Source organism: Massilia haematophila (genome assembly GCF_042647645.1).
In the GTDB taxonomy this organism is placed as follows: domain Bacteria; phylum Pseudomonadota; class Gammaproteobacteria; order Burkholderiales; family Burkholderiaceae_D; genus Telluria; species Telluria haematophila.
Genome location: NZ_JBHRVV010000001.1, coordinates 3237962 through 3262999 on the forward strand (window position 1 = coordinate 3237962; position 25038 = coordinate 3262999).

Sequence of the window (25038 nt, forward strand, 5' to 3'; positions counted from 1 at the left end):
ATAGTTTCTCCAAACTAAACATAAAAACAGGGGAAACATGATCCGATTGCCACTGGCCTTGGCGGCGCTGTGCCTCGGCGCGTCCGCTTTTGCGGCCGAACCTTTCGACGACAAGTTCCGCCAGCTCGACGAGCTGCTGCCGACGCCGACGACGATCCGCACCGCGTCGGGCGCGCCGGGCCACGCCTACTGGCAGCAGCGCGCGGACTACACCATCCGCGCCACCCTCGACGAAGCCAACCGCGCGATCCGCGGCGCCGAGACGATCACGTACCACAACAATTCCCCGGACACCCTGAATTACCTGTGGGTGCAGCTGGACCAGAACATCTACAAGCCGAACTCGGACGCGCGCACCTCGGCGACGGCGGTCTCGCGCGAGGCCTGGGCCAAGCCGCGCAGCCCGGAAGAAGGCATGAAGTTCGACAGCATGCGCACCACGCTCGAAGCGATGAGCTTCGACGGTGGCTTCAACATCACCGCGGTGACCGCCGGCGGACGCAAGCTCCCCTACGTCATCAACCGCACGATGATGCGCATCGACCTGCCGCAGCCGCTCAAACCCGGCCAGCGCTTCTCGTTCGGCATCGAGTGGAACTACAAGATCAACGAGCAGAAGGTCCTGGGCGGCCGTTCGGGCTACGAAAAATTCGACGACAAGAACGACCTGTTCGAGATCGCCCAGTGGTTCCCGCGCATGGCGGCCTACTACGACGCCGTCGGCTGGCAGCACAAGCAGTTCCTGGGCGCCGGCGAATTCACGCTCGAATTCGGCGACTACGACGTCGAGATCACGGTGCCGTCGGACCACATCGTGGCCTCGACCGGCGTGCTGCAGAATCCGGGCTCGGTGCTGACCGCCACCCAGCGCGATCGCCTGGCCAGGGCGAAGACCGCCAAGAAGCCGGTGATCATCGTGACCCAGGCGGAAGCCGAAGCCGCGGAAAAGCAGCGCGCCACGACCACGAAGACCTGGCGCTTCAAGGCGAAGAACGTGCGGGACTTCGCGTTCGCCTCGAGCCGCAAGTTCATCTGGGACGCGCAGGGCATCAAGAGCGGCGACACCGACGTGATGGCGATGTCCTACTACCCGAAGGAAGGCAACCCGCTGTGGGAGAAGTACTCGACCCAGGCGATCATCCATACCATCGAGCAGTACAACAAGTACGCCTTCGACTACCCCTACCCGACCTCGATTTCCGTGAACGGCCCGGTGGGCGGCATGGAATACCCGATGATCACCTTCAACGGCCCGCGTCCGACCAAGGACAAGAAGACCGGCGAGATTACCTATTCGAAGCGCACCAAGTATGGCCTGATCGGCGTGATCATCCATGAAGTGGGCCACAACTACTTCCCGATGATCGTCAACTCCGACGAGCGCCAGTGGACCTGGATGGACGAGGGCCTGAACTCCTTCGTGCAGACCCTGGCCCAGGAAGCGTGGGAAGAACAATGGCCGGAGATGCGCGGCGAACCGCGCCTGATCACCGACTACATGAAGAGCCGCAACCAGGTGCCGATCATGACCAATTCGGAGTCGCTGCTGCAGTTCGGGAACAACGCCTACGCCAAGCCGGCCGCCGCGCTGACCGTGCTGCGCGAGACCGTGCTGGGCCGCGAGCTGTTCGACTTCGCCCTGCGCGAATACGCCCAGCGCTGGAAGTTCAAGCGTCCGACCCCGGCCGACTTCTTCCGCACCATGGAAGACGCTTCGGGCACCGACCTCGACTGGTTCTGGCGCGGCTGGTTCTACACCACCGACGCGGTCGACGTCAGCGTCGACGGCATCAGCGAGTACACCATCAGCTCGCAGAATCCGGAAACGGAGAAGGCCCTGCGCCGCAAGCTGAAGGAAGCGGAACCGGTCTCGCTGTCCGACCAGCGCAACAAGGGCATGGCGCGCCGCGTCGACGCGCATCCCGAGCTGAAGGATTTCTACAACGAGCACGACGACTTCACCGTCACCAACGCCGACCGCAACAAGTACAACGAAGCCCAGGGCAAGCTGGAAGACTGGGAAAAGGCGCTGCTGAACGAAGGCAAGCACCTGTACCTGGTCGACTTCTCGAACATCGGCGGGCTGGTGACGCCGCTGGTGCTGGAGATCGAGCTCAAGAGCGGCAAGAAGTACATCGAGCGCATCCCGGCCGAAGTCTGGCGCTACTCGCCGAAGAAGATCACCAAGCTGATCGTCACCGACGAGCCGATGGTGTCGCTGGTGCAGGACCCGTACTGGGAAACGGCCGACATCGACCAGTCGAACAACGCCTGGCCGCGCAAGCTGACCCCGTCGCGCCTGGAACTGTTCAAGACCGAACGCGGCGGCAACGACCTGATGAAGGACTTCAATACCAAGCTGAAGACGCCTGAGGAAAAGGCGGCGACGCAGGAAGAACCGAAGAAGGAGACGGTGCCGGTCGTGCAGTGACGATCGTAGGGTGGGCACGCCGTGCCCACGCGCTACGCACTGCTCCGTAGTTAACTGCCGTGAAGTGTCGCTCGAAACGCATGTAATGGCCTCCAACCAGGCACTACCTGGCTTCGGTCGGGATTGCGGGCGATACGTCACCGCCAACAACAAATTCATAAGCACGTAACGCGTGGGCACGGAGTGCCCACCCTACGTTCAAGCCGGTGGCTGCGCAATGCGGCCACCGGTTGTTTTGCTTTAAAAACCATTCGAATACCCATGAACATGAAGCACCTGGCGCGCGGCGCCGCCCTCCTCTTCGCCCTGTCCGCCGGCGCCCACGCCGCCGACAAGTTCGACGACAAGTTCCGCCAGCTCGACGAGCTGCTGCCCACCCCGACCAGCACCCGCACCGCCTCCGGCGCGCCGGGCCACGCCTACTGGCAGCAGCGCGCGGACTACAAGCTGCGCGCCACGCTGGACGAGGACAAGCGCGCCATCAACGGCGCGGGCACCGTCACCTACACCAACAACTCGCCCGACACCTTGAATTATCTGTGGGTGCAGCTGGACCAGAACATGTTCCGCGGCGATTCGGACAACCGCAACATCTCGACCATCCCCTCGCGCGACGCCTGGCAGAAGGGCGGCGCCGAAGGCGTGAAGTTCGACGCCATGCGCTTCGCTTTCGAGAGCCGCAAGTTCGAGGGCGGTTTCGACATCAAGAGCGTGAAGACGACCGACGGTCGCCCCCTGCACCACGTCATCAACAAGACCATGATGCGCATCGACCTGCCGCAGCCGATGAAGCCGGGTTCGCGCTTCTCGTTCGCGCTGGAGTGGAGCTTCAACATCCCCGAGATGAACGTGCTGGGCCGCCGCATGGGCTTCGAGCGCTTCAAGGAAGACGGCAACGACATCTTCGAGATCGCCCAGTGGTTCCCGCGCATGGCGGCCTATTACGACGCCGCCGGCTGGCAGAACAAGCAGTACCTGGGCGACGGCGAATTCACGCTCGAATTCGGCGACTACGACGTCGAGATCACGGTCCCGTCGGACCACATCGTGGCCTCGACCGGCGTGCTGCAGAATCCGGGTGCGGTCTTGAGCCCCGCCCAGCGCGAGCGCCTGGCGCAGGCGAAGAAGGCGAACAAGCCGGTGATCATCGTCACCCAGGCCGAGGCGGAAGCCGCCGAGAAGGCGCGTTCGAAGACCATGAAGACCTGGCGCTTCAAGGCCGACAAGGTGCGCGACTTCGCCTTTGCCTCGAGCCGCAAGTTCATCTGGGACGCGCAGGCAATCAAGAGCGGCGATACCGACGTGATGGCGATGTCCTACTACCCGAAGGAAGGCAACCCGCTGTGGGAAAAATATTCCACGCCGGCCATCATCCACACCATCGAGCAGTACAGCAAATACTCCTTCGACTATCCCTACCCGACCGCGATTTCCGTGAACGGCCCGGTGGGCGGCATGGAATACCCGATGATCTCGTTTAACGGCCCGCGTCCGACCAAGGACAAGAAGACCGGCGAGGTCACGTATTCGAAAGCGACCAAGTATGGCCTGATCAGCGTGATCATCCACGAGGTCGGCCACAACTACTATCCGATGATCGTCAACTCGGACGAGCGCCAGTGGACCTGGATGGACGAGGGCCTGAACAGCTTCGTGCAGTTCCTCGCCGAGCAGGCCTGGGAAGAGAACTACCCGGCGCGCCGCGGCGACCCGCGCAACATCGTCGACTACATGCGCAGCAAGAACCAGGTGCCGATCATGACCAATGCGGAGTCGACGCTCCAGCGCGGCGCCAACGCCTACGCGAAGCCGGCGACCGCCCTGAACATCCTGCGCGAGACGGTGCTGGGCCGCGAGCTGTTCGACTTCGCCTTCCGCGAGTACGCGCAGCGCTGGAAGTTCAAGCGCCCGACCCCGGCCGACTTCTTCCGCACCATGGAAGACGCTTCCGGCACCGACCTCGACTGGTTCTGGCGCGGCTGGTTCTACACCACCGACGCGGTCGACGTCAGCATCGACGGCATCAGCGAGTACACCATCAGCAGCCAGGATCCGGAAGTCGAGAAGGCCCTGCGCCGCAAGCTGAAACAGGCCGAGCCGCTGTCGCTGACCGAACAGCGCAACCAGGGCATGGCGCGCCGCGTCGACGCGCATCCCGAGCTGAAGGACTTCTACAACGAGCACGACGACTTCACCGTCACCAATGCCGACCGCAACAAATTCAACGAGGCGCAGTCCAAGCTGGAAGACTGGGAAAAGGCCCTGCTGAAGGAGGGCAAGCATTTGTACCTGGTCGACTTCTCGAATCTCGGCGGGTTGGTGACGCCGCTGGTGCTCGAGATCGAGCTCAAGAGCGGCAAGAAGGTTATCGAGCGCATCCCGGCCGAAGTCTGGCGGTATTCTCCGAAGAAGATCACCAAGCTGATCGTCACCGACGAGCCGATGGTGTCGCTGGTCCAGGACCCCTACTGGGAGACTGCCGACATCGACACCGGCAACAACGCCTGGCCGCGCAAGCTGACGCCGTCGCGCCTGGAGCTGTTCAAGACCCAGAGCGGGCAGAACGACATGATGAAGGACTTCAATACCAAGTTGAAGACGCCTGAAACGAAGGCGACGGACGGCGCAACGCCGAAGGCGGCGCAATGATGCGCTGGCCGAAGTGGTGGGCGCTGTTGGCGGCGAGCCTGCTGCTGTGCGCGAGCACGGCGGCATGGGCGCACCGCTTCCATGCGGGGATGACGGACATCTCCTTCAATGCCCGCACCGGCAGCACCGAGATCGTCCACACCTACATGGCGCACGACATCGATGGCCTGTTGGCCAACATGTACGGGCGCCAGTTCGACCTGTCCGAGCCGGACGACCAGGACGTGCTGCGCAAGTACATCGACGGGCGCTTCTGGCTGTACGGCCGGGACAGGACGCGCCTCCCCGTGCGCTGGGTCGGCGTCTCGGTCAATGCCGACTACGTGACGATCTACCAGGAAGTCGAGCAGACCCCGCTGTGGAAGGCCGGCGCCGTGCACCACGAGGTGCTGACCGACTTCCTGCCCGACCAGGTCAACACCGTCAACCTCAACGAGGGCAACGCCGTGCGCACCCTCACCTTCGACCGCGACAAAACAGAACAGCCGACCCGCCCGGAAATACCATGATCCAGCTTCGCCCCCTACCCTGTGCGCTACTCTGCGCCTTGCCTGCATTATTCATTCATCACGCCGCGCAGGCGGACGACCTCGTGCTGCAGCGCGTGCTGGTCGAAGGTTCGCGCATGAGCCAGCTCGGCATTGCCGATTCCGCCAACGCCGGCACCGTCGGCCAGAAGGAGCTGGCCGCGCGCACCGCCTACCGTCCCGGCGAAATGCTGGAAGCCATGCCCGGCCTGATCGCCAGCCAGCATAGCGGCGAAGGCAAGGCCAACCAGTTCTACCTGCGCGGCTTCAACCTCGACCACGGCACCGATCTCGCGACCTGGGTCGACGGCATGCCGGTCAACCAGCGCAGCCACGCCCACGGCCAGGGCTGGACCGACGTCAACTTCCTGATCCCGGAACTGGTCGGCCGCCTCGATTACCGCAAGGGTCCGTACTCGGCGCGCAGCGGCGACTTTTCCTCGGCCGGCAGCGCCGAGATCAGCTACGCCAACCGCCTGGTGAAGGACATCGCCAGCGTCACGCTGGGCCAGGACGGCTTCGCGCGCGGCGTGGTTGCCGGCGCGCCCGAAGTGGCCGGCGGCGTGCTGCTGTATGCGATCGAGGCGATGAAGAACGACGGCCCGTGGACGCGCCCGGACGACTACCGCAAGACCAACGCCGTGCTGCGCTACAGCCGCGGCTTCGCCAACAACGGCTGGAGCGTCACGGCGATGGCCTACCGCGGCCGTTGGAACGCCACCGACCAGATCCCGCTGCGCGCGGTCCAGGATGGCACGCTGGGCCGCTTCGATGCCATCGACGACACCGACGGCGGCAATGCGCGCCGCTACAGCCTGTCGGGCATCTGGCGCCAGACCGACGCCGATTCGGCCTCGAAGCTGAGTGCCTACGTGATCCGCAACCAGCTCGACCTGTTCTCGAATTTCACCTACTTCATGAACGACCCGGTCGACGGCGACCAGTTCGCCCAGCCGGACCGGCGCGTCACCAGCGGCCTGGATGCGACCCAGACCTGGCACGTGCACCGCGGCGAGACCATGGCCTCGGACCTGACGGTCGGCGCGCGCCTGCAGAACGACAACATCTTCAATGGGCTCTACAACACGCGCGCGCGCCAGGTGCTGGCGACCACGCGCGAGGACCACATCGTCGAGACCAGCGGCGGCCTGTTCGTCGAGAGCGCCACTCGCTGGAACGAGGTGGTGCGCACCGTGGCCGGCGTGCGCGCCGACCGCTACCGCTTCGACGTGCGCAGCGACCGCCTGGAAAACAGCGGCCGCGCCAGCGACACCCAGCTCAGCCCCTCGCTCAGCCTGATCCTGGCGCCGCTCGATTCGACCGAGTTCTACCTGAACTACGGCCACGGCTTCCACAGCAACGACGCGCGCGGCACGGTCGCCGGCATCGACCCGGCGACCTTGGAAAGCGTCGAGCGCACGCCGGGCCTGGTGCGTTCGCGCGGCATGGAACTCGGCCTGCGCACGGAAGCGATTCCCAAGATGCAGACCGCCGTGTCGCTGTACAAGCTCGACTTCGACTCCGAGCTGACCTACATCGGCGACGCCGGCATGACGGAAGCGGGCGACGCCAGCCGCCGCTATGGCATCGAGTTCTCGAACTACTGGCGGCCCCTGAAATGGCTGGCGGTCGACTTCGACGCCGCCTTTGCGCGTGCCCGCTCGCGTGGCGGCAACCCGGATGGGAACCGGATCCCCGGTGCGGTGGAAGGCGTGGGCCAGTTCGCCCTCACCGTCGACAAGGTCGGACCGTGGTCGGGCGCGCTGCGCCTGCGCTACTTCGGCCCGCGTCCGCTGATCGAGGACAACAGCGTGCGCTCGCACGCCAGCACCACGCTCAACGGCCGGATCGGCTACCGCATCGGCAAGGACATGCAGCTCGAACTCGAGGGCTTCAACCTGGCCAACCGGCGCGACTCCGCGATCGACTACTTCTATGCCTCGCAGCTGGCAGGCGAGGTTGACGCGCGCGAGGACATCCACTTCCATCCGATCGAGCCGCGCTCGTTCCGCGTGACGCTCACCAAGACCTGGTGAAAGTTGACGTAGCGAATTGACGTAGGGAGTTGACGTAGAACAAGAGGCGGCGGGGCCGCCTCTTTCACCGCCCCCTGGGAAAAGTGCTACGCTACCGGGATGATCACTTCCGAACCACCCTATACCGATCCTTCCCGCCTCGTCGACGCCCTGCGCATCGAAGGCTATGCGCTGCTGCGTCCGCGCGACGTCGCCGCCCTGTCCGGCTGCACGCTGGATGAACTGCAGGCGTTGGCGCCGAGCTGGGACCATCTCGAACTCGACAACTACCTGAAGGACGGCGGCCGCTACCGGCGCCGCCGCCATTCCTGCTTCGTCGACAGCGGAGAAGCGCTGACGCAGACGCCGCACCGCGCGCACTGGCAGCCGGTCGAGTACAACGCCCTGCACGGCGGCATGCACCGCCTGTTCGAACCGGTCGAGGACACGACCATCGCCCAGCCGGCCTGGCAGCAATTGCTGCGCGCGCTGGGCGCGGTCTGCTCCAGGGTGAAGGGCGAGCAGCCCTGGTATGTGGAAGCGCACCAGTTCCGCATCGATACCGCCGACGGCATCGGCCGCCCGACGCCGGAAGGCGCGCACCGCGACGGCGTCGACTTCGTCGCCGTGATCCTGATCGGCCGCGCCGGCATCAAGGGCGGCGAGACCCGCGTGTTCGAAGCGGACGGCCCGCGCGGCCAGCGCTTCACCATGACCGAGCCGTGGACCATGCTGCTGCTCGACGACGCCGCCGTCATTCACGAATCGACGCCGATCCAGCCGCTGGACGAGCACGGGCACCGCGATACGCTGGTGCTGACCTGGCGCGCCGGCGCGTTCCAGGGCGAAGACGCTTAAGCACGCCAACGTAGGGTGGGCACTCGTGCCCACGCGTTTCGTGCGCATCCCTGCCTCGTTTGCCAGAACATATCGCCCGCAAACGCCGAGCGAAACCGCGCTCGATGCAAAGGGTTCTGTCCATCGCATACGTTGCGGGCGACACCTTACTGTCATCGACTTGCGGACCTGACCGTAACGCGTGGGCACGGGGCGCCCACCCTACGGATCGCCCCCTGGCCCATAATCAGGCAAAAAAAACGCCCGCGTACCTGGCGGTAGCGGGCGGCAATCCAGTATTTCGGAGAAAAACTGGAGGAGACGGTTCTAATATAACGTGGTTTTTTGTGCAGTGCAATACGGTAAAACTACCGTAAGCACGTCGGCCCTCTCCTACGTACTGCGTCCTGACAACCAATCCACCCCACACCCGGCCGGACCATTATGTCGCAGCGCATCATGCGGGTGCGCAGGCGGCGCATAACGCACGCTTCCGGTGCAAGATTGCCACACCCTCCTCGCTCAACCCTTCTGCGCGCCCTGAACCGGGGCGGCCTGCTGGGCCGCCGGCTGGCATCCGTCCTGCGTGTCTTTTTTCGCACTCTGTGCCTGTTCTTCGCGCGCCTTTGCCGCCGCCAGCGCGCGCGACGAGGCGCTGACCGCGGTCGAAGGCACGTGGGTGGCCGGCGCGACCGTGCCGCGTTCGGGCATCGGGTGGGTGCCGGCGCGCGCGGGCAGCGCGGCCGAGGCGCGCTCGTCGGCCGTTTCCGCGACCCGGCAGGGCGCGTCGGGCTTCGCCGGCTCCTGGGCAACGGCATACAGGGGCTGCACGGCAGCCAGTGCGACAGTCAACCAAACTCGCTTCATCGTCATCTCCAGTTCAAAAAACCATTGTAGCGAGGAGCGGGCGAATGGGTCGTACTTGAATTCGCATCAACTTTTTATGCCTTTTGGTAAACTACCCGATGCTATCGACCGACCGCTTCGTCCGACCACGGAACCCATTATGTCCTCATCGAATTCCCGCCTTCTCCTGCGCGCCGCGCCGGCCGCCCTGCTCCTGTTGATCCTGGCCGCCTGCGGGCGCGACGCCGACGAGAAGAAGAACGCGCCAGCCACGCCCGCGTTGACCGTCACCACGGCGCAACCCAGAACGGCGACGCTGCCGCTGCGCCTTGGCGCCAACGGCAACGTCGCCGCCTGGCAGGAAGCGATCATCGGCAGCGAGTCGGGCGGACTGCGCCTGACTGACGTGAAGGTCAACGTCGGCGACGTGGTCGAGAAGGGCGACGTGCTGGCCGTGTTCTCTGCCGATACCGTCAACGCCGACGTCGCGCAGGCGCGCGCGGCGCTGAAAGAAGCCCAGGCGAATGCCGCGGAGGCGGCCGCCAACGCGAAACGCGGCGAAGCCCTGCGCGCATCGGGCGCGATGAGCGAACAGCAGGTGGCGCAGTACGTCACGGCCGCGAACACGGCGGCGGCGCGCGTGGCCGCGGCCCGCGCCACGCTCACCCAGCAGCAGCTGCGCCTGAAGTACACGACGGTGGTTGCGCCCGACAGCGGCGTGATCTCGGCGCGCAGCGCCACCGTCGGCGCCGTGGTCGGCGTCGGCACCGAACTGTTCCGCCTGATCCGCCAGGGCCGGCTGGAATGGCGCGCCGAAGTCACCGCCGCCGACATCGGCCGCATCAAACCGGGCACGCGCGCCGTGGTCAAGGCGGCCAACGGCGCGGAAGTCAGCGGCAAGGTGCGCATGGTCGCGCCGACCGTCGACCCGCAAAGCCGCACCGCCCTGGTCTACGTCGACCTGCCGCCGGCGATGCGCGCCGACGCGCCGCTCAAGGCCGGCATGTTCGCCGGCGGCCAGTTCGAGCTCGGCGAGTCGAGCGCCCTCACCGTGCCCCAGCAGGCCATCGCCGTGCGCGACGGTTTCAATTACGTGTTCCGCCTGAATCCGGACAACCGCGTCAGCCAGCTGAAGATCGATACCGGCCGCCGCCTGGGCGAGCGCATCGAGGTGGTGAAGGGACTGGCGCCGGACGCGCAGATCGTCGTCAGCGGCGCCGGCTTCCTGAACGATGGGGACCTGGTACGCAATGCGTCCTCGCCCCAACCGGCAACGCCGGCCAAAGTAGCGACGCGCTAAGAGGCCAGCGATGAATTTTTCCGCCCTCTCGATCCGCAACCCGATCCCGGCGATCCTGCTGTTCGCCCTCCTCACCTTCGCAGGCATCCTGGCCTTCAAGGCCAACAAGGTCCAGTTCTTCCCCGACATCGAACTGCCGATCGTCACCGTCATTGCCACGCTCGACGGCGCGGCGCCGGCCCAGCTCGAGACCGAGGTCGCGCGCAAGATCGAGGACTCGGTCGCCACGCTGCAGGGCGTGAAGAACATCTATACCCGCGTGCTCGACGGCGTGGCCACCGTCACCGTCGAATTCATCCTCGACAAGGACCTGTCGGACGCCGTCAACGACGTGCGCGACGCCGTGTCCCAGGTGCGGTCCGACATGCCGGCCGAGCTGCGCGAACCGAGCGTGACCAAGACCGCCACCGCCGGCCGCGCGGTGCTGACCTTTACCGCGACGCCGAAGCCCGGTGCGAATGCCCTGGACGACCAGGAGCTGAGCTGGTTCGTCGACAACGCCGTCTCCAAGCGCCTGCTGAGCGTGCCCGGCATGGGCGCGGTCAAGCGCGTCGGCGGCGTCGACCGCGAGATCCGCGTCGAACTGGATGATGCCCGGATGGCCGCGCTACGCGTGTCGGCGCTGGACGTCTCGCGCCAGCTGGGCAACGTGCAGCGGGAAGCCCCCGGCGGGCGCGGGGATGTGAGCGGCGCCGAGCAATCGGTGCGTACGCTGGCAACGGTGGGCAGCGCCCAGGAGCTCGCGCGCATGGACATTCCGCTGCCGGACGGGCGCCGCGTGCGCCTGGACGAAGTGGCGAAAGTGATCGACACCGTGGCCGAGCCGCGCGCGCTGGCCGAACAGGACGGGCGCCGCGTGGTGGCCTTCGAGATCTTCCGCACCCGCGGCGCCAGCGAAACCGAAGTGGCCGCAGGCGCGCGCGCGGCGGTGGCCGAGCTGCAGAAGGCCCACCCGAACGTGGTGCTGCGCGAAGTGGTCGACAACGCCGAGCCGGTGCAGGAGAACTTCGACGCCTCGATGGAAATGCTGTACGAAGGCGCGGTGCTGGCGGTGGTGGTGGTCTGGTTCTTCTTGCGCGACTGGCGCGCCACCTTCGTCGCCGCCGCCGCCCTGCCCTTGTCGGTGATTCCGGCCTTCCTCGGCCAGTACCTGTTCGGCTACACCCTGAACATGGTGACCCTGCTCTCGCTGGCGCTGGTGGTCGGGGTGCTGGTGGACGACGCCATCGTCGAGATCGAGAACATCGCGCGCCACCTGCAGATGGGGAAGACGCCGATGCAGGCCGCACTGGAAGCGGCCGACGAGATCGGCATGGCGGTGATCGCCACCACCTTCTCGCTGGTCGCGGTGTTCTTGCCGACCGCCTTCATGGGCGGCATTCCGGGACGCTTCTTCAAGCAGTTCGGCTGGACCGCGGTGCTGGCGATCCTGGCCTCGCTGGTCGTGGCGCGCCTGCTGACGCCGATGATGGCGGCCTACATCCTGAAACCAGCCAAGCCGCACGAGCAGAAGGACGGCCCGCTGATGCGCCGCTACATGGGCGCGATGCAGTGGTGCCTGCGTAACCGCCTGCTCACCGCGATTGCGGCGGGCGTGTTCTTCGCCGCCTCGATCGCCCTGGTGCCGCTGCTGCCGACCGGCTTCGTGCCGGCGGCCGACCGCGGCCAGACCCTGATCAACGTCGAGCTGCCGCCCGGCGCCACCCTGGCCCAGACCCATGCGGTGGCCGAGCAGGCGCGCCAGGCGACGATGCGCATTCCCGGCGTGACCGGCGTCTTCAGCTCGATCGGCGGCGGCTCCAGCGGCGACGCCTTTGCTCCCGGCGCGGCGGCCGAAGCGCGGCGCGCGGTGCTGACCGTGACCACGGTGCACCGCAGCGACCGCGACGAAAAGCTCTCCGACCTGGAACGCCAGATGCGCAGCCAATTGGCGGCCATTCCCGGCGCCCGCTTCACCGTCGGCCAGCCCGACACCGGCAGCAAGCTGCAGCTGGTCCTGCGCAGCGAGGACCCGGCCGCCCTGAGCGCCGCCGCCCAGCGCGCCGAGCGCGACCTGCGCACGCTGCAGGGCATCGGCAACGTCAGCTCGAGCGCCTCGCTGGTGCGCCCGGAGATCATCGTGCGGCCCGACTTCGCGCGCGCGGCGGACCTGGGCGTGACCGCCGCGTCGATCGGCGAGACGGTGCGCGTGGCCACCGCCGGCGACTACGACCAGGCGCTGCCCAAGATGAACCTGTCCGAGCGCCAGGTGCCGATCCGCGTCAAGCTGCCGGACGCGGTGCGCGCCGACCTCGACGCCATCGGCCGCCTGACGGTGCCCGGCAAGAACGGTCCGGTGCTGCTGGCGAGCGTGGCCGACATCACGATGGAAAGCGGCCCCGCCCAGATCGACCGCCTGAACCGCAGCCGCAACGTCACGCTCGACGTCGAGCTGTCGGGCCGCTCGCTGGGCGAAGTGAACGCCGAGGCGCGCGCCCTGCCCGCCTTCCAGAACCTGCCGCCCTCGGTGACGATCGCGGAACTGGGCGACGCCCAGGAGATGCAGGCGCTGTTCGCCAGCTTCGGCATCGCCATGACCATCGGCGTGCTCTGCATCTACGGCGTGCTGGTGCTGCTGTTCGCCGACTTCATGCAGCCGCTGACCATCCTGGCCGCGTTGCCGCTGTCGATCGGCGGCGCCTTCGTCGCCCTGCTGATCACGGGCAGCGCGCTGTCGATGCCGACCATGATCGGCCTGATCATGCTGATGGGGATCGTGACCAAGAACTCGATCCTGCTGGTCGACTACGCGATCCTGGCGCGCAACGCCGGCATGAACCGCTTCGACGCCCTGGTCGACGCCTGCCACAAGCGCAGCCGCCCGATCATCATGACCACCATCGCGATGGGCGCTGGCATGCTGCCGCTGGCGCTCGGCCTGTCGGGCGACCCGAGCTTCCGCGCGCCGATGGCGATTGCCGTGATCGGCGGCCTGATCACCTCGACCCTGCTCAGCCTGCTGGTGGTGCCGGCCGTGTTCACCTATGTCGACGACCTCAAGAACCTGATGTGGCGCGCCGTGCGCAAGGTGCAGCGGCATCCGCACGATGTGCCGGTAAAACGCGAAGAGCCAAGTGCGATGAAGTGAGAAGAACGGCCCCGCAATAAAAAAACGCCGGTTGAATGTCAACCGGCGTTTTTCGTTTTCCTGTCCTGCGACGGTGCGTTCAACGCGCCGGCGTCACCCGCCAGACCGTGTTCGCCAGGTCGTCCGCGACGATCAGCGCGCCGCGCGGGTCGACCGTCACGCCCACTGGCCGGCCGCGCGTCTTGCCGTCCTCGCCACGGAAACCGGAGACGAAGTCGACCGGTTCGCCGGCAGGACGGCCATTCGCGAACGGCACGAAGATCACCTTGTAGCCCACCGGCGGCGTGCGGTTCCAGCTGCCGTGCTCGCCGACGAAGGCGCCGTTGGCATACTTCGCGCCCATCGCCGGCCCGGAGAAGCTCAGGCCCAGCGCGGCGACGTGCGAGCCCAGGCTGTAGTCAGGCTTGATGGCGGCCGCGACCTTTTTCGGGTCCTGCGGCTTGACGCGCGGGTCGACGTTCTGGCCCCAGTAGCTGTACGGCCAGCCGTAGAAGCCGCCTTCGCGCACCGAAGTCAGGTAGTCCGGCACCAGGTCCGGCCCCAGCTCGTCGCGTTCGTTGACCACCGACCACAATTGTCCGGTTTCCGGATGGATCGCCAGGGCCGTCGGATTGCGCAGGCCGGTCGCATACGGCTTGTGGGCACCGGTCGTGGCGTCGATCTGCCACACTAGGGCACGGTCGAGTTCGGCTTCCATGCCGCGCTCGGTGATGTTGCTGTTCGAACCGATGCCGACGTACAGGAAGCGTCCGTCCGGGCTCACGGTCAGCGCCTTGGTCCAGTGGTGATTGATTTCCGCGGGCAGCTTGGCAACGCTCGTCGGGGCGCCGCCGGCCTTGGTCTGGCCCTGCTGGTAGTCGAAGCTGACCAGTTCGTCCTGGTTCGCCACGTAGATCTTGTTGTTCGCAAATGCCAGGCCGTAAGGGGCATTCAGGTTTTCCGCGAACACCGTTTTCAGTTCGTACTTGCCGTCGCCGTCGGCATCGCGCAGCAGGGTCAGGCGGTTGCCGCCCTTGACCTTGGTATTGCCCTTGGCCTTGATGTAGCCGGCGATCACGTCTTTCGGCTTGAGCTTGGCCGCGCTGCCGCCCCGGCCTTCCGCCACCAGGATGTCGCCGTTCGGGAGCACCAGGGTCTGGCGCGGAATCGCCAGGTCGGTGGCGATCGCCGTGATCGTGAAGCCCTGGGGCACGGTGGGTTTCTGGTCGCCCCATGCGGTCGGCTCGGCGATCTTCATGTCGGGCAACAGGCCGCGTTGCGGATCGGGCAGCTTGGGGTCCGGTCCGCGCGCCTGCGTGCTCGCGCCGTCGTTACTGCATGCGCCCAACAGCAGGCTCACGCCCAACAATGCCAGTGTGCTGGATCGTTTCATTTCACACCTCCCGTGCGGTGGCTCAAACCCACCCAGGCCGCCAGGCAGCTGAGGAAGAACACGATGGCCGACAGGACGAGCCCGGCCGGCATGACGGCCCAGGCATCCTTTGCATGCTGGAAAGCATTCACCAGCCCGAGCACGAAGGTCGCCAGCAGCAACAGGAAATACATCAGCGGATGACCGCTCTTCCGCCTTGCCCGGACCAGGTTGATCAACGCGAACAGCAGCGCCAGGCCGCAGAGCAGCTCGGCACCGGCAATCAGCCAGGAGGCGAAGTTGCTCCACTGGATCTGGTAGCTCTGGTAGTAGGCAATATCGCTCAGCAAGGCGCCGAGGAACAGGGGAACGGTCCCGGCCAGCAGGATGGTATGCAGTGTGCCCGGCGGGTGTCGATATGCCGGGTTGGGCATTGCGGTGGTAGACATGTGGCTTGTCCTTGATGTGGTGAGGATTGCTTAAATACTATCAACTATGCGAAATAAGTGGCGCTAGCTTGACCCTAGGGAAATTGCTTTGGCAATTCAGCGCAGCATCGCGACGAGGGCGATGATCGGAACCGGCACACCTAGGAGCCACAGCAGTATTGAACGCATGCGCATGCCCTTCCTGTTCCGCTGGCGGGCAGCGCCAGCGTGGCCATCGCGCATCCTGCCGCCGATCGCCGCGCACCAGCCGGCGGCGACAGCGCCGAGGAGCAGCGCGGCAGCCAGCCACAGCGCAGTGCTGGCCGCCGCCTCGCGCGCACTGTCGGCGGCCTCGCGCGCGGCAGCCCGGGCTTTCGCGGCAGCCGCGGCGCTGCTGGCAAAGGCGTCGTCGACCCGCCTCCCGGCATCCTCCCGGTTCAGGCCGGTACGGTCGGCGATGCGCCGGGTCAGCCAGGCGTCGTCGGTCACGGACAGGCGGCCCTTGGCCACGGCGCTAGCCAGGATGCGCTTGGCCTCCTGGCGCAAGGCGGTATCGGCGGGGCCGGCCCTGTCGCTGCGCAGCATGACGTCGATCAGGTATTCGGGCGCATGGCCGGCTTCGCCGTTCGCCACCATAGCCGTGGGCGCGGCGCCGCCGGCCATGTTGCCGAACGCACCGCCGAGGAAGACGGCGGCCACCAAGGTCGACACCGCCCAACTTAACAGTCCGTGTGCGGTATCGCGAAAATAGGCTTCGTCGTCGTGGATGCCGATCCACTGGGCGCGCAGGCGTCCGGCCAGGAAGCCGCCAAGCGCGGCGGCGGCGAGCTGGGCGAACGCGAGCCAGGGCATGGCGGACGCGCCGACGGCGATGCCGCCAGCGTCCGTCCAGGGAGGATACGTGACAAGACCCAGCCCCGCGCCGAGCAGGCAGAGGACGAGGAACACTGCGGTAGCGCTGGTCGCGCCTGCCAGGACCGCGCCCCAGGAAACGCCGGAACGCAGGGACGCGCGGACAACGTCAGGGACAGTGTCAGGGGCAAGGTCGGGAGCAGTGTCGGGAGCAGTGCGGGGAACGGCGTCGGGAGCGCCCGCGTTCGAAGCGCCGGGGACGCCCGCAGGGGCGTGCGTCGGCCCGCTCGCCGAATGCGCTTGCATGGCTGCCTCCGGATGATTTCGTGTGATGAAATACCGCATCCCGGCCGAACGCGAGCTCGACCGGGATGTCGGTGGGGCAGGCGCCGGATCAGTAGTCGCGGCGGTTGCTGCCCAGCAGCTTGGCCAGGATATAGCCTGCGCCGAGTGCGATGGCGACGGCGGTGCCCGGCTTGTTGCGGATGTACTCGCGACCGGAATCAGCCAGTTGCTGGTAGGTGTCGTTCATCTGCACCTTGCGGTTGCCGAAGGTTTCCGAGGCGCTGCTCAGCATGCCGCTCAGCTTGTCGACGCCGGCGTGGGCGCTGCTGACGACACGGTCGACCATCGGCTGGGCTGCCTCGGCAGCCTTGTCGATCGACTTGTGCATGTCTTCCGGCTTCATCGAAGCCATCATGCCGGCGTCCTTCGACGACGAATCGCTGCTTGAACCCATGCTGCTCGAACCGCTCGAACCGCCCATGGCGCCCGAGGAGCTGCCCGAACCGGTCGACGAGCTGCCCGAACCCGAGGTCGACGAGCTGCCCATGGCGCCCGAGGAACCCGAACCCGAAGTGGACGAGCTGCCCATTGCGCCCGACGAGCCCGAGGTGGACGAGCCCATGCCGCTCGACGAACCCGGGGTGGACGAACCCGTGCCGCTCGACGACGAACCCATGCTGCCCGAGGAGCCGGCTGCGCTGCCGGCGTTGCTGGCGCCGCCGACGGCGCCGGTGCTGGTGCCCGTTGCCGGGCTGGCGCTCGACGACGAGCTGCCGCTCAGGCTGCCCGACGAAGAGCCGGTGCTGCCCGACGATCCCGAAGCGCCCTTCTGGCTGCTGGAACCGATTTGCTGGTCCTTGCCCAGGCTCGATTGCTGGTCCTTGCCCATGCTGCTGCCGTTGCCTTGACGGCCGGCGTCAACGCCTTTTCCCTCGCTTGACTTTTGATTATCCATGACTTTTGTCCTCTTAAAAATTAAGACCAACGCGGAGTAGACCGATACTCGACCATCACCACATTCTTCCTCGATTCCGCTCGAAACAAAACGCAGGCGCGAGAATGAGCTGCGCTACATCAATGGATCATTCGGATTTTGCCTTCGGTCAAGGATTCGTATCGATGACCTCCGGAGAACTCAAAAGTTCCGTTCATAGCACGTCACTTTCGCATCCCGTCTGCAAGCGTACGCCGATCCGACGTACTGCACGATTGCGGCCGTCGGGAAAACCGCGTCGCGATACAAAAAATATAACGGATGGGAGGTCGGGACAGTGCGCTGACTAACAGAGCCGTAGGATCGATGCGATTTGCGTGAAGATGCGAGCAGAAAAATGGGAAAAGCGCGGCGTACAGGAAAAATCAATTTCCGGATCACAATCGATCGCGATTTGTAGGGTGGACACCCGTGTTCACGCGGTACGGCGCCTCCAGTCCGTTGCGCTCATCAGGAACGGTATGCCAGCCAACCGGATGCGGGCAACGGGTATGGCGGGCGGGAGCACAACCGCGTGGACTCGGGAGTCCACCCTACACAACGAGAAAAGCGTTCATGCGGACGAAGCGGGATGCGGGAGAACGTGGGGGTGCACAGGGGCATGACCGCGTGGGTTCGAGAACCCACCCTACGAAAAACCGAGCGCAAAACAAAAAGCCCAGCTGCAAGCTGGGCTTTTTATTGAAAACTTCTCTACTACTTTTAAATCCTTTGGTGCCGCTGACCGGAATCGAACTGGTGACCTTCGCATTACGAATGCGCTGCTCTACCGACTGAGCTACAGCGGCTCTACGCCAGGCAATCCCGACGAAGAGCCGTATTCTAGCAACAACGTGCGAAAGGTGCTAGTCCGACTCGGCAATTTCGCACGGGATTTGCCAAAAAATTACTGGTCAGCGTGATAACGGGTCACCAGCTCGACTTCTTCCTTCGAGCCGAGGAAGACCGGCACGCGCTGGTGCAGCTTGGTCGGCGGAATGTCCATGATGCGCTGGCGGCCGTCGGTCGCGGCGCCGCCGGCCTGCTCGACGATCATCGCCATCGGGTTCGCTTCGTACATCAGGCGCAGCTTGCCCGGCTGGGACGGATCGCGCATGTCGGCCGGGTACATGAAGATGCCGCCGCGGTTCAGGATGCGGTGCACGTCGGCCACCATCGAGGCGATCCAGCGCATGTTGAAATCCTTGCCGCGCGCACCGGTCTTGCCGGCCAACATTTCGTCGACGTAGCGCTGGACCGGCGCGTGCCAGTGGCGCTTGTTCGACATGTTGATCGCGAATTCCTTGGTGCTTTCCGGGATGCGCATGTTGCTCTCGGTGAGCACCCAGGAACCCATCTCGCGGTCCAGGGTGAAGCAGTGCACGCCGTTGCCGGTGGTCAGCACCAGCATGGTCTGCGGGCCATAAACGGCATAGCCGGCCGCAACCTGGGCCGCGCCCGGCTGCAGGAAGGCTTCCTCGGTTGGCTCGCCCATGCCTTCCGGGGCCTTCAGGACCGAGAAGATGGTGCCGATCGAGACGTTGACGTCGATGTTCGAGGAGCCGTCGAGCGGATCGAACAGCAGCAGGTATTCGCCCTTCGGGTAGCGGTTCGGGATCGGGTGGATGGTTTCCATCTCTTCCGAGGCCATGGCCGCCAGGTGGCCGCCCCACTCGTTCGCCTCGAGCAGCATTTCGTTCGAGATCACGTCGAGCTTCTTCTGCACTTCGCCCTGGATGTTCTCGGTGTCGGCAGTGCCGAGCACTTCGCCCAGCGCACCCTTGCTGACCGAGTAGCTGATGCGCTTGCAGGCGCGGGCCACGACCTCGATCAGGAGGCGCAGCTCGGCCGGAATGGTGTTGTGGAGGCGTTGCTCCTCCACCAGGTATTGCGTGAGACTGACGCGTTTCATGACTTCCTTTACTTGGGATTGAATTCTTTTGGAGCGATCAGTTGGCCAACGCCTTGCCGACCACTTCGCGCACGTCGTTCGACAGGCGCTGCTGGCCGGCGACCTGCTGCAGGGCCTTCTTCATGTGCTCCTGCAGCTCGGGGGTATAGCGGCGCCAGCGGTCCATCGCGCGCGCCAGGCGGCTGGCCACCTGCGGGTTCAGGGCGTCGAGCGTGATCACCTGTTCGGCCCAGAAGGCGTAGCCGCTGCCGTCCGGCGCGTGGAACTGCACCGGGTTGTTGGCGCAGAAGCTCGACACCAGGCTGCGCGCGCGGTTCGGGTTGCGCAGGTTGAAGGCCGGGTGGCGCATCAGTGCGCGCACGCCCGACACGTCGGTGGTGGCGCTGGAGGCCTGCATCGCGAACCACTTGTCGACCACCAGGGCTTCGTCCTCGAACTCGTCGTAGAAGCGCTGCAGCACCTGGTCGACGTTCGGTGCGCGGGCATGCAGCAAGGCGCTGACGGCGGCCACGCGGTCGGTCATGTTGCCGGCGTTGTCGAACTGTTCCTGGGCCAGGCGCAGGCCTTCCTCGTCCTGGGCCGCGGTGAGATAGGCCAGGCACAGGTTCTTCAGGGCGCGCTTGCCGATCGAGAGCGCGTCCGGGCTGTACTCGCCCGGCGTCTGGTTGGCGTGGTATTGCGCCAGCAGTTCCTCGCGCAGGCGGGTGCCGATGTTGGCGCGCACGAACTGGCGCGCCAGGTGGATCGACAGCGGATTCACCACCTCGATCTGCTCGGCCACCATGGTTTCCGACGGCAGCAGCAGGCATTGCTCGCGGAAGGCCGGATCCAGGCTCTCGTCGCTCAGCATCTTGCCCATGGCCATCAGGAAGGTGTCGTCCAGCAGCAAGGAGGCGCCGACGCCGACTTCGCCGGTCAGCTTCAGCAGGCGGCCCATGGCCAGGCGCTGGCCGGCTTCCCAGCGGTTCACCGGGTCGCTGTCGTGGCTGAACAGGTGCAGCAGGTCGGCATCGCCATAGTTGTAGTCGAGGACGACCGGGGCCGAGAAGTCGCGCAGGATCGAGGGCGTCGGCTGCTCCTGCACGTTCTCGAAGACGAAGCTTTGCTGGGCTGCGGTCAGCTCGAGCACGGCGGTGGTGCCGCGTTCCTGGCCATCGATGACGAGCGGCATGTCGCGCCCGTCCGCACCCAGCAGGCCCACGGCCACCGGGATGTGGAAGGGGAACTTGCTCGACTGGCCAGGGGTGGCCGGGCAGGACTGGAACAGGGTCAGCGTATAGGTTTTCGCGATCTCGTCGTAGCGGGTCTCGGCGCGCACCACCGGGGTGCCGGCCTGGCTGTACCAATGCTCGAACTGGCTCAGATCGCGGCCGTTCGCGTCAGCCATGGCGCGACGGAAATCGTCGCAGGTCACGGCCTGCTCGTCGTGGCGCTCGAAATACAGGTCCATGCCCTTGCGGAAGCCTTCTCGGCCCAGCAGGGTCTGGTACATGCGCACCACTTCGGCGCCCTTCTCGTACACCGTGACGGTATAGAAATTGTTGATCTCGACAAACGAGTCCGGGCGCACCGGGTGGGCCATCGGGCCGGCGTCTTCCGGGAACTGGGCCTGGCGCAGGGTGCGCACCTGGTCGATGCGGCCGACGGCGCGGCCGCTCTCGGTGCCGACCATGTCGGCCGAGAACTCCTGGTCGCGGAACACGGTCAGGCCTTCCTTCAGCGACAGCTGGAACCAGTCGCGGCAAGTGACGCGGTTGCCGGTCCAGTTGTGGAAGTATTCGTGCCCAACTACCGCTTCGATGCCCTGGAAGTCGACGTCGGTGGCGACGCGCGGATTGGCCAGCACGAACTTGGTGTTGAAGATGTTCAGGCCCTTGTTTTCCATCGCGCCCATGTTGAAGTCGCCGACGGCGACGATCATGAAGCGGTCCAGGTCCAGTTCCAGGCCCCAGCGCTCCTCGTCCCAGCGGATGCTGTTCTTGAGCGACTGCATGGCGTAGTCGGTCTTGTCGAGGTTGCCCTCTTCGACCCAGACCTGGAGCAGGGCCTCGCGCCCGTCTGCCAACTTGAATTTTTCTTCCTGGCACACCAGGCGCGCGGCGACCAGGGCGAACAGGTAAGAGGGCTTCTTGAACGGGTCTTCCCACTTGGCGTAGTGGCGGCCATCGCCGAGATCGCCTTCCTCGATCAGGTTGCCGTTCGACAGCAGCACCGGATATTTTTCCTTGTCGGCACGCAGCATGACCGTGTACTTGGCCATCACGTCCGGGCGGTCCGGGAAATAGGTGATGGCGCGGAAGCCCTCGGCCTCGCACTGGGTGTAGAAGCTGCCGTTCGAGGTGTACAGGCCGTTCAGGGTGGTGTTCAGCTCGGGCGCGCAGACCGTCTCGATCTCGAGCGTCGCTTCCTCGGGGGCGTTCGGGATGGTCAGCAGGCTGCCCTCAATCCGGTAGTCGCTCTCGCCGAGCGTCTTGCCGTTCATGCGCAGCGCCACCAGTTCCAGGTTTTCCCCGTACAGCTCGATTTCGCGCTGGGCGCTGTCGGGATTGCGGCGCATCGTCAGCCGGTTGGCGACGACAGTGCGGGCGGGATCGAGGTCGAAACCGAGCTCGACAGTGTCAACGAGGTAGCTGGGCGGAGTGTAGTCTTTCCGGTAGATCGTCTGGGGCGTATCAGTGCGCATGGGATTGTTCCGAAAAATACAGTCGAAGAAGAAGGTCTTATTCTACCAACAAGGTTTGCCTCGGGCGCGCCCTGATTCTTCCCATCCCGTGTATCGCCATGTGCCATGAGTAACCAGGTGTAAATTTATCTGCGAAAATGCGGGTAGAGGCGCAATCTGAGCATCGGGAAAGACCGTCGATATTTTGGAGAGAACAACATGAAACGCTTGATCATGATGACAGCGGCCGCCGCCATGGCCCTGTTGCTGGGCGGGTGCGCGACGACTGTCCGCAGCAACGTGACCACCTTCCACCAGTGGCCGGCGCAGATCGAGGACAAGAGCTATGTCTTCGAGGCGCCGCCGGCCATGGACAACACGCTGGAATACCAGAGCTACCAGAACCTGGTGCGCGGACAACTGGCGCAACTGGGCTTCCGCGAGGCGCCCGCCGCGCCGGCTGCCCTGAAGGTAGCGATGCGCTTTACCACGACCGAAGTGCCGGTGCGCGTGGTCGAACCGGTGCCGCCGATGTTCAACAGCTTCTCCTACCGCTACGGCCCGCGCTTCGGCCCGCGCGGGCGCTGGGCCGGCTGGTATCACCCGTTCTACGATCCGTTCTGGAGCCCCTTCCCCGCGTATGAGGTGTCGATCCAGAACCAGTACCGCCGCGAGCTGCAGGTCTCGATCAAGGACGCCGGCGACAAGCGCCTGTTCGACGTGACCGTGCACAACATGAGCCGCGAGCTGTCGACCCCGAGCGTGATGCCGGCGCTGGTGCAGAGCGCCTTTGCGGGCTTCCCGGGACCGAACGGCGGCGTACGGCGCGTGGAGATGAAGCAGCAGAATGGTTGAATCGGCGCAGGCCTGTACAGCCTGCCAAGGATGGAAAAACCCGGCGTAGTGCCTCATGCCAGTCAGCGAAGATGACTGGCATTTTTCATGGCGCTGTCAGCGTTCGCTATGGATGAGCGGTGAACTGTCGAGCTCATTCATTCGTGGCGCCGGATGCGCGATGGCGGAAAGATCACTTGCCGATCATTTGTTTCGCCTTGCGACTGGGCTCATCCATAGCAAGGCGGCCATGAGGCTTTATCGAGCGCTCAAGCACTTTTCATAAAAGAATCTTGGACAAATGACCTCGTCCACAGCAATACTGATGGCGTCGGCACGCAATGGTAACGATGCGAATTGGCGCAGCCGAGCAATGCGGACCAGGTACCACCAGGCATCTACGAGTTCAGGGTTTGTCGAGTGAAACCTAAGGCTGGCCAATGGCCTGTCGTCACCACTGGAGCGACACATGGTAGAGATCACCAACGCCGAAGCATACATGCCGGCTCCCGGTCCAGGTCGCGCATCGCGCAGCCCTGCCGGCGGCCCCACGACGCAGCTTTCCACGCGCCAGAGCTTGCTGTCCGCGAGCCCGGCTTCTGTCCCGTATTCGCCGGTCAATCAGCTCACCAGCGGCCAGCCTCTCGCCATGACCGACAATGTGATCAGCGCAGGTTACATGTTCTCGGATTTTGGCGGCTCGCGCTGCCTTGTGAATGGCACGCCTTCGCCCGCGCCCATCATTACGCGGGACTTTTCGGGCATGGACGCCGAGGGAAATGCCACCGGAATCCTCTCCCGCACAGGTCTGCCGGCCATGATGCTGGTCGAGCCGGCTTCGGACGCCACGATCCAGCTGGTCCTGTATAACGACGCGCTAGGCGACGTTGCAACCGACGGCCTGATTGGCCTCTGGCTGTACGCCGACCTGTCGGCAAAAACCAGCAGTGTGCAGCACTCGCTGGGTATTACTCCCAGCAACAACGGCGATTACAACGACGACAGCTATGCCGTCTATTTCAACGCCAACCAGGTTCGGCACGGCTGGAACTTCCTGGTACTGAAACAAAAGCACCTTGTCGGGAACATGCCGGCGGTAGAGGCTATCTTTCCCGGCCTGAGTTTCACGAAATATGGTACAGGCGCTGGCAGCGAGCTGCTCGACACTACAGGAAATTTCCTGAAAACCCTCTTCATCGACCTGGAGAACTTTGCTGGTTGCAAACTCTATTTCGATAGCCTCTGGACCGGCTTCTCCAGCAAACCGCAATTTTGCCTCGGCGTGGACCAGTTGAGCAGCGACGGTATCGACTACGTGCTGCCTGTCTTCGAAGAATATGGCTGGGTGGGATACGTCGCCGCGCCACGCCGGGTGGTAGGCAACGAAAGCAAGATCATCCGCGACTGGACGCCGGATGCTGCAGGAGACTACGCGTTTTGCCGGACCTATTACGACGCCGGCTGGGACATCATTAATCATACCGCGAATCACTATAATCTGGCGACCGAAACCAACCCGGCTGCGATTCGCTATGAAATCGAGGCGGCAAAATCCTGGTATGCGCAAAGCGGCTTTGTCCGCGGACAGGAGTTCTACGCGTCGCCCCAATCCGGCACCAGCATCCTGGCCGAAAAAGTCATTACCAATTGCGGCATCAAGCTCCAACGCCACTCGCTGCACTCGAACGTGCATATCACGCCGTTCGGGATCGACAATCCCGCAAGCGTTGGCTCCATCGATATCGGCAACCATGGGGCGGGCTGGCAGAAATTTTCAGCCATAAAAACGTGGATTGACAACATCGTGCTTTACGGCGCAACAGGTTTCCCGTTCTGGCATACCGTGACGACACTCGGCGATTCGGGCTCAGGTGAAGACCTGACTGGCGACGACCTGCGCATCACAAAAAGCGCTTTCGAGAAGACCATGGCGTATATCCGCCAACTCGAGCTGGCAGGGACTGTGAACGTCACGCGTGGCATGACCGGCTTCTATTACGGAGCATGAT

The 25038-nt window shown here is 65.0% G+C and carries 16 protein-coding genes and 1 tRNA gene; 9 read left to right on the top strand and 8 right to left on the bottom strand.

Annotation, left to right across the window (positions count from 1 at the left end; translation table 11 throughout):
* Positions 1 to 37 precede the first annotated feature (37 nt).
* The 5 genes from ACFOPH_RS14385 to ACFOPH_RS14405 all read left to right on the top strand — a co-directional run bounded on the left by ACFOPH_RS14385 (position 38) and on the right by ACFOPH_RS14405 (position 8480).
* Positions 38 to 2431, top strand: a complete 2394-nt coding sequence (locus ACFOPH_RS14385) for a M1 family metallopeptidase (protein WP_312550023.1) — start codon at positions 38 to 40, stop codon at positions 2429 to 2431.
* Between the two features lie 261 nt (positions 2432 to 2692).
* Complete coding sequence (locus tag ACFOPH_RS14390; RefSeq protein ID WP_379735983.1) at positions 2693 to 5080, top strand: M1 family metallopeptidase; 2388 nt, start codon at positions 2693 to 2695, stop codon at positions 5078 to 5080.
* Positions 5077 to 5589 carry a DUF6702 family protein gene (locus tag ACFOPH_RS14395; protein WP_312550020.1) on the top strand — a complete coding sequence of 171 codons (513 nt, stop codon included), beginning with the start codon at positions 5077 to 5079 and terminating at the stop codon, positions 5587 to 5589. Before ACFOPH_RS14390 ends, ACFOPH_RS14395 begins: the two co-directional genes overlap by 4 nt.
* Positions 5586 to 7643, top strand: a complete 2058-nt coding sequence (locus ACFOPH_RS14400) for a TonB-dependent receptor (protein WP_312550018.1) — start codon at positions 5586 to 5588, stop codon at positions 7641 to 7643. The genes ACFOPH_RS14395 and ACFOPH_RS14400 overlap by 4 nt, the downstream gene beginning before the upstream one ends.
* A gap of 99 nt (positions 7644 to 7742) precedes the next feature.
* A complete protein-coding gene (locus tag ACFOPH_RS14405) occupies positions 7743 to 8480 on the top strand; it encodes a 2OG-Fe dioxygenase family protein (protein ID WP_379735986.1) in 738 nt (245 codons plus the stop codon).
* A gap of 501 nt (positions 8481 to 8981) precedes the next feature.
* On the opposite strand, the gene ACFOPH_RS14410 is transcribed toward ACFOPH_RS14405, so the two are convergent.
* Positions 8982 to 9326 carry a hypothetical protein gene (locus ACFOPH_RS14410; RefSeq protein WP_379735988.1) on the bottom strand — a complete coding sequence of 115 codons (345 nt, stop codon included), beginning with the start codon at positions 9324 to 9326 and terminating at the stop codon, positions 8982 to 8984.
* A 139-nt stretch (positions 9327 to 9465) separates the two neighbouring features.
* Between ACFOPH_RS14410 and ACFOPH_RS14415 the strand changes: the two genes are divergently transcribed.
* Entirely contained in the window at positions 9466 to 10605 is a 1140-nt protein-coding gene (locus ACFOPH_RS14415; RefSeq protein ID WP_379735990.1) for an efflux RND transporter periplasmic adaptor subunit, read from the top strand.
* Between the two features lie 10 nt (positions 10606 to 10615).
* On the top strand, positions 10616 to 13732 hold the full coding sequence (locus ACFOPH_RS14420; protein WP_379735992.1) for an efflux RND transporter permease subunit: 3117 nt from the start codon (positions 10616 to 10618) through the stop codon (positions 13730 to 13732).
* 79 nt (positions 13733 to 13811) lie between these two features.
* Here ACFOPH_RS14420 and ACFOPH_RS14425 read toward each other — a convergent pair whose 3' ends face one another.
* The 7 genes from ACFOPH_RS14425 to pepN form a co-directional block, all read right to left on the bottom strand.
* Entirely contained in the window at positions 13812 to 15104 is a 1293-nt protein-coding gene (locus tag ACFOPH_RS14425; RefSeq protein ID WP_312548417.1) for a PQQ-dependent sugar dehydrogenase, read from the bottom strand.
* Positions 15101 to 15532: a DUF2231 domain-containing protein gene (locus ACFOPH_RS14430; protein WP_312548418.1), complete on the bottom strand. Its 432-nt coding sequence runs from the start codon at positions 15530 to 15532 to the stop codon at positions 15101 to 15103. Before ACFOPH_RS14430 ends, ACFOPH_RS14425 begins: the two co-directional genes overlap by 4 nt.
* 96 nt (positions 15533 to 15628) lie before the next feature.
* Positions 15629 to 16459: a hypothetical protein gene (locus ACFOPH_RS14435; protein WP_379735995.1), complete on the bottom strand. Its 831-nt coding sequence runs from the start codon at positions 16457 to 16459 to the stop codon at positions 15629 to 15631.
* Positions 16460 to 16757: 298 nt separating this feature from the next.
* Entirely contained in the window at positions 16758 to 17603 is an 846-nt protein-coding gene (locus ACFOPH_RS14440; RefSeq protein ID WP_312548420.1) for a DUF883 family protein, read from the bottom strand.
* 751 nt (positions 17604 to 18354) lie between these two features.
* Positions 18355 to 18430 (bottom strand) — tRNA-Thr (locus ACFOPH_RS14445).
* A 98-nt stretch (positions 18431 to 18528) separates the two neighbouring features.
* Complete coding sequence (locus ACFOPH_RS14450) at positions 18529 to 19533, bottom strand: class 1 fructose-bisphosphatase (protein ID WP_312548421.1); 1005 nt, start codon at positions 19531 to 19533, stop codon at positions 18529 to 18531.
* A 37-nt stretch (positions 19534 to 19570) separates the two neighbouring features.
* Entirely contained in the window at positions 19571 to 22216 is a 2646-nt protein-coding gene (gene pepN, locus ACFOPH_RS14455) for an aminopeptidase N (protein ID WP_379735997.1), read from the bottom strand.
* Positions 22217 to 22414: 198 nt separating this feature from the next.
* Between pepN and ACFOPH_RS14460 the strand changes: the two genes are divergently transcribed.
* Positions 22415 to 23050, top strand: a complete 636-nt coding sequence (locus ACFOPH_RS14460) for a DUF4136 domain-containing protein (protein ID WP_312548422.1) — start codon at positions 22415 to 22417, stop codon at positions 23048 to 23050.
* Positions 23051 to 23498: 448 nt separating this feature from the next.
* Positions 23499 to 25037 carry a hypothetical protein gene (locus tag ACFOPH_RS14465; protein WP_379735999.1) on the top strand — a complete coding sequence of 513 codons (1539 nt, stop codon included), beginning with the start codon at positions 23499 to 23501 and terminating at the stop codon, positions 25035 to 25037.
* The last annotated feature ends 1 nt before the right edge of the window (position 25038 follow it).

Bases quoted from the DNA above. Each gene is read 5' to 3' on its own strand.
- ACFOPH_RS14385 (WP_312550023.1), top strand. From the start codon at position 38: ATGATCCGATTGCCACTGGCCTTGGCGGCGCTGTGCCTCGGCGCGTCC.
- ACFOPH_RS14390 (WP_379735983.1), top strand. From the start codon at position 2,693: ATGAACATGAAGCACCTGGCGCGCGGCGCCGCCCTCCTCTTCGCCCTG.
- ACFOPH_RS14395 (WP_312550020.1), top strand. From the start codon at position 5,077: ATGATGCGCTGGCCGAAGTGGTGGGCGCTGTTGGCGGCGAGCCTGCTG.
- ACFOPH_RS14400 (WP_312550018.1), top strand. From the start codon at position 5,586: ATGATCCAGCTTCGCCCCCTACCCTGTGCGCTACTCTGCGCCTTGCCT.
- ACFOPH_RS14405 (WP_379735986.1), top strand. From the start codon at position 7,743: ATGATCACTTCCGAACCACCCTATACCGATCCTTCCCGCCTCGTCGAC.
- ACFOPH_RS14410 (WP_379735988.1), bottom strand. From the start codon at position 9,326: ATGAAGCGAGTTTGGTTGACTGTCGCACTGGCTGCCGTGCAGCCCCTG.
- ACFOPH_RS14415 (WP_379735990.1), top strand. From the start codon at position 9,466: ATGTCCTCATCGAATTCCCGCCTTCTCCTGCGCGCCGCGCCGGCCGCC.
- ACFOPH_RS14420 (WP_379735992.1), top strand. From the start codon at position 10,616: ATGAATTTTTCCGCCCTCTCGATCCGCAACCCGATCCCGGCGATCCTG.
- ACFOPH_RS14425 (WP_312548417.1), bottom strand. From the start codon at position 15,104: ATGAAACGATCCAGCACACTGGCATTGTTGGGCGTGAGCCTGCTGTTG.
- ACFOPH_RS14430 (WP_312548418.1), bottom strand. From the start codon at position 15,532: ATGTCTACCACCGCAATGCCCAACCCGGCATATCGACACCCGCCGGGC.
- ACFOPH_RS14440 (WP_312548420.1), bottom strand. From the start codon at position 17,603: ATGGATAATCAAAAGTCAAGCGAGGGAAAAGGCGTTGACGCCGGCCGT.
- ACFOPH_RS14450 (WP_312548421.1), bottom strand. From the start codon at position 19,533: ATGAAACGCGTCAGTCTCACGCAATACCTGGTGGAGGAGCAACGCCTC.
- pepN (WP_379735997.1), bottom strand. From the start codon at position 22,216: ATGCGCACTGATACGCCCCAGACGATCTACCGGAAAGACTACACTCCG.
- ACFOPH_RS14460 (WP_312548422.1), top strand. From the start codon at position 22,415: ATGAAACGCTTGATCATGATGACAGCGGCCGCCGCCATGGCCCTGTTG.
- ACFOPH_RS14465 (WP_379735999.1), top strand. From the start codon at position 23,499: ATGGTAGAGATCACCAACGCCGAAGCATACATGCCGGCTCCCGGTCCA.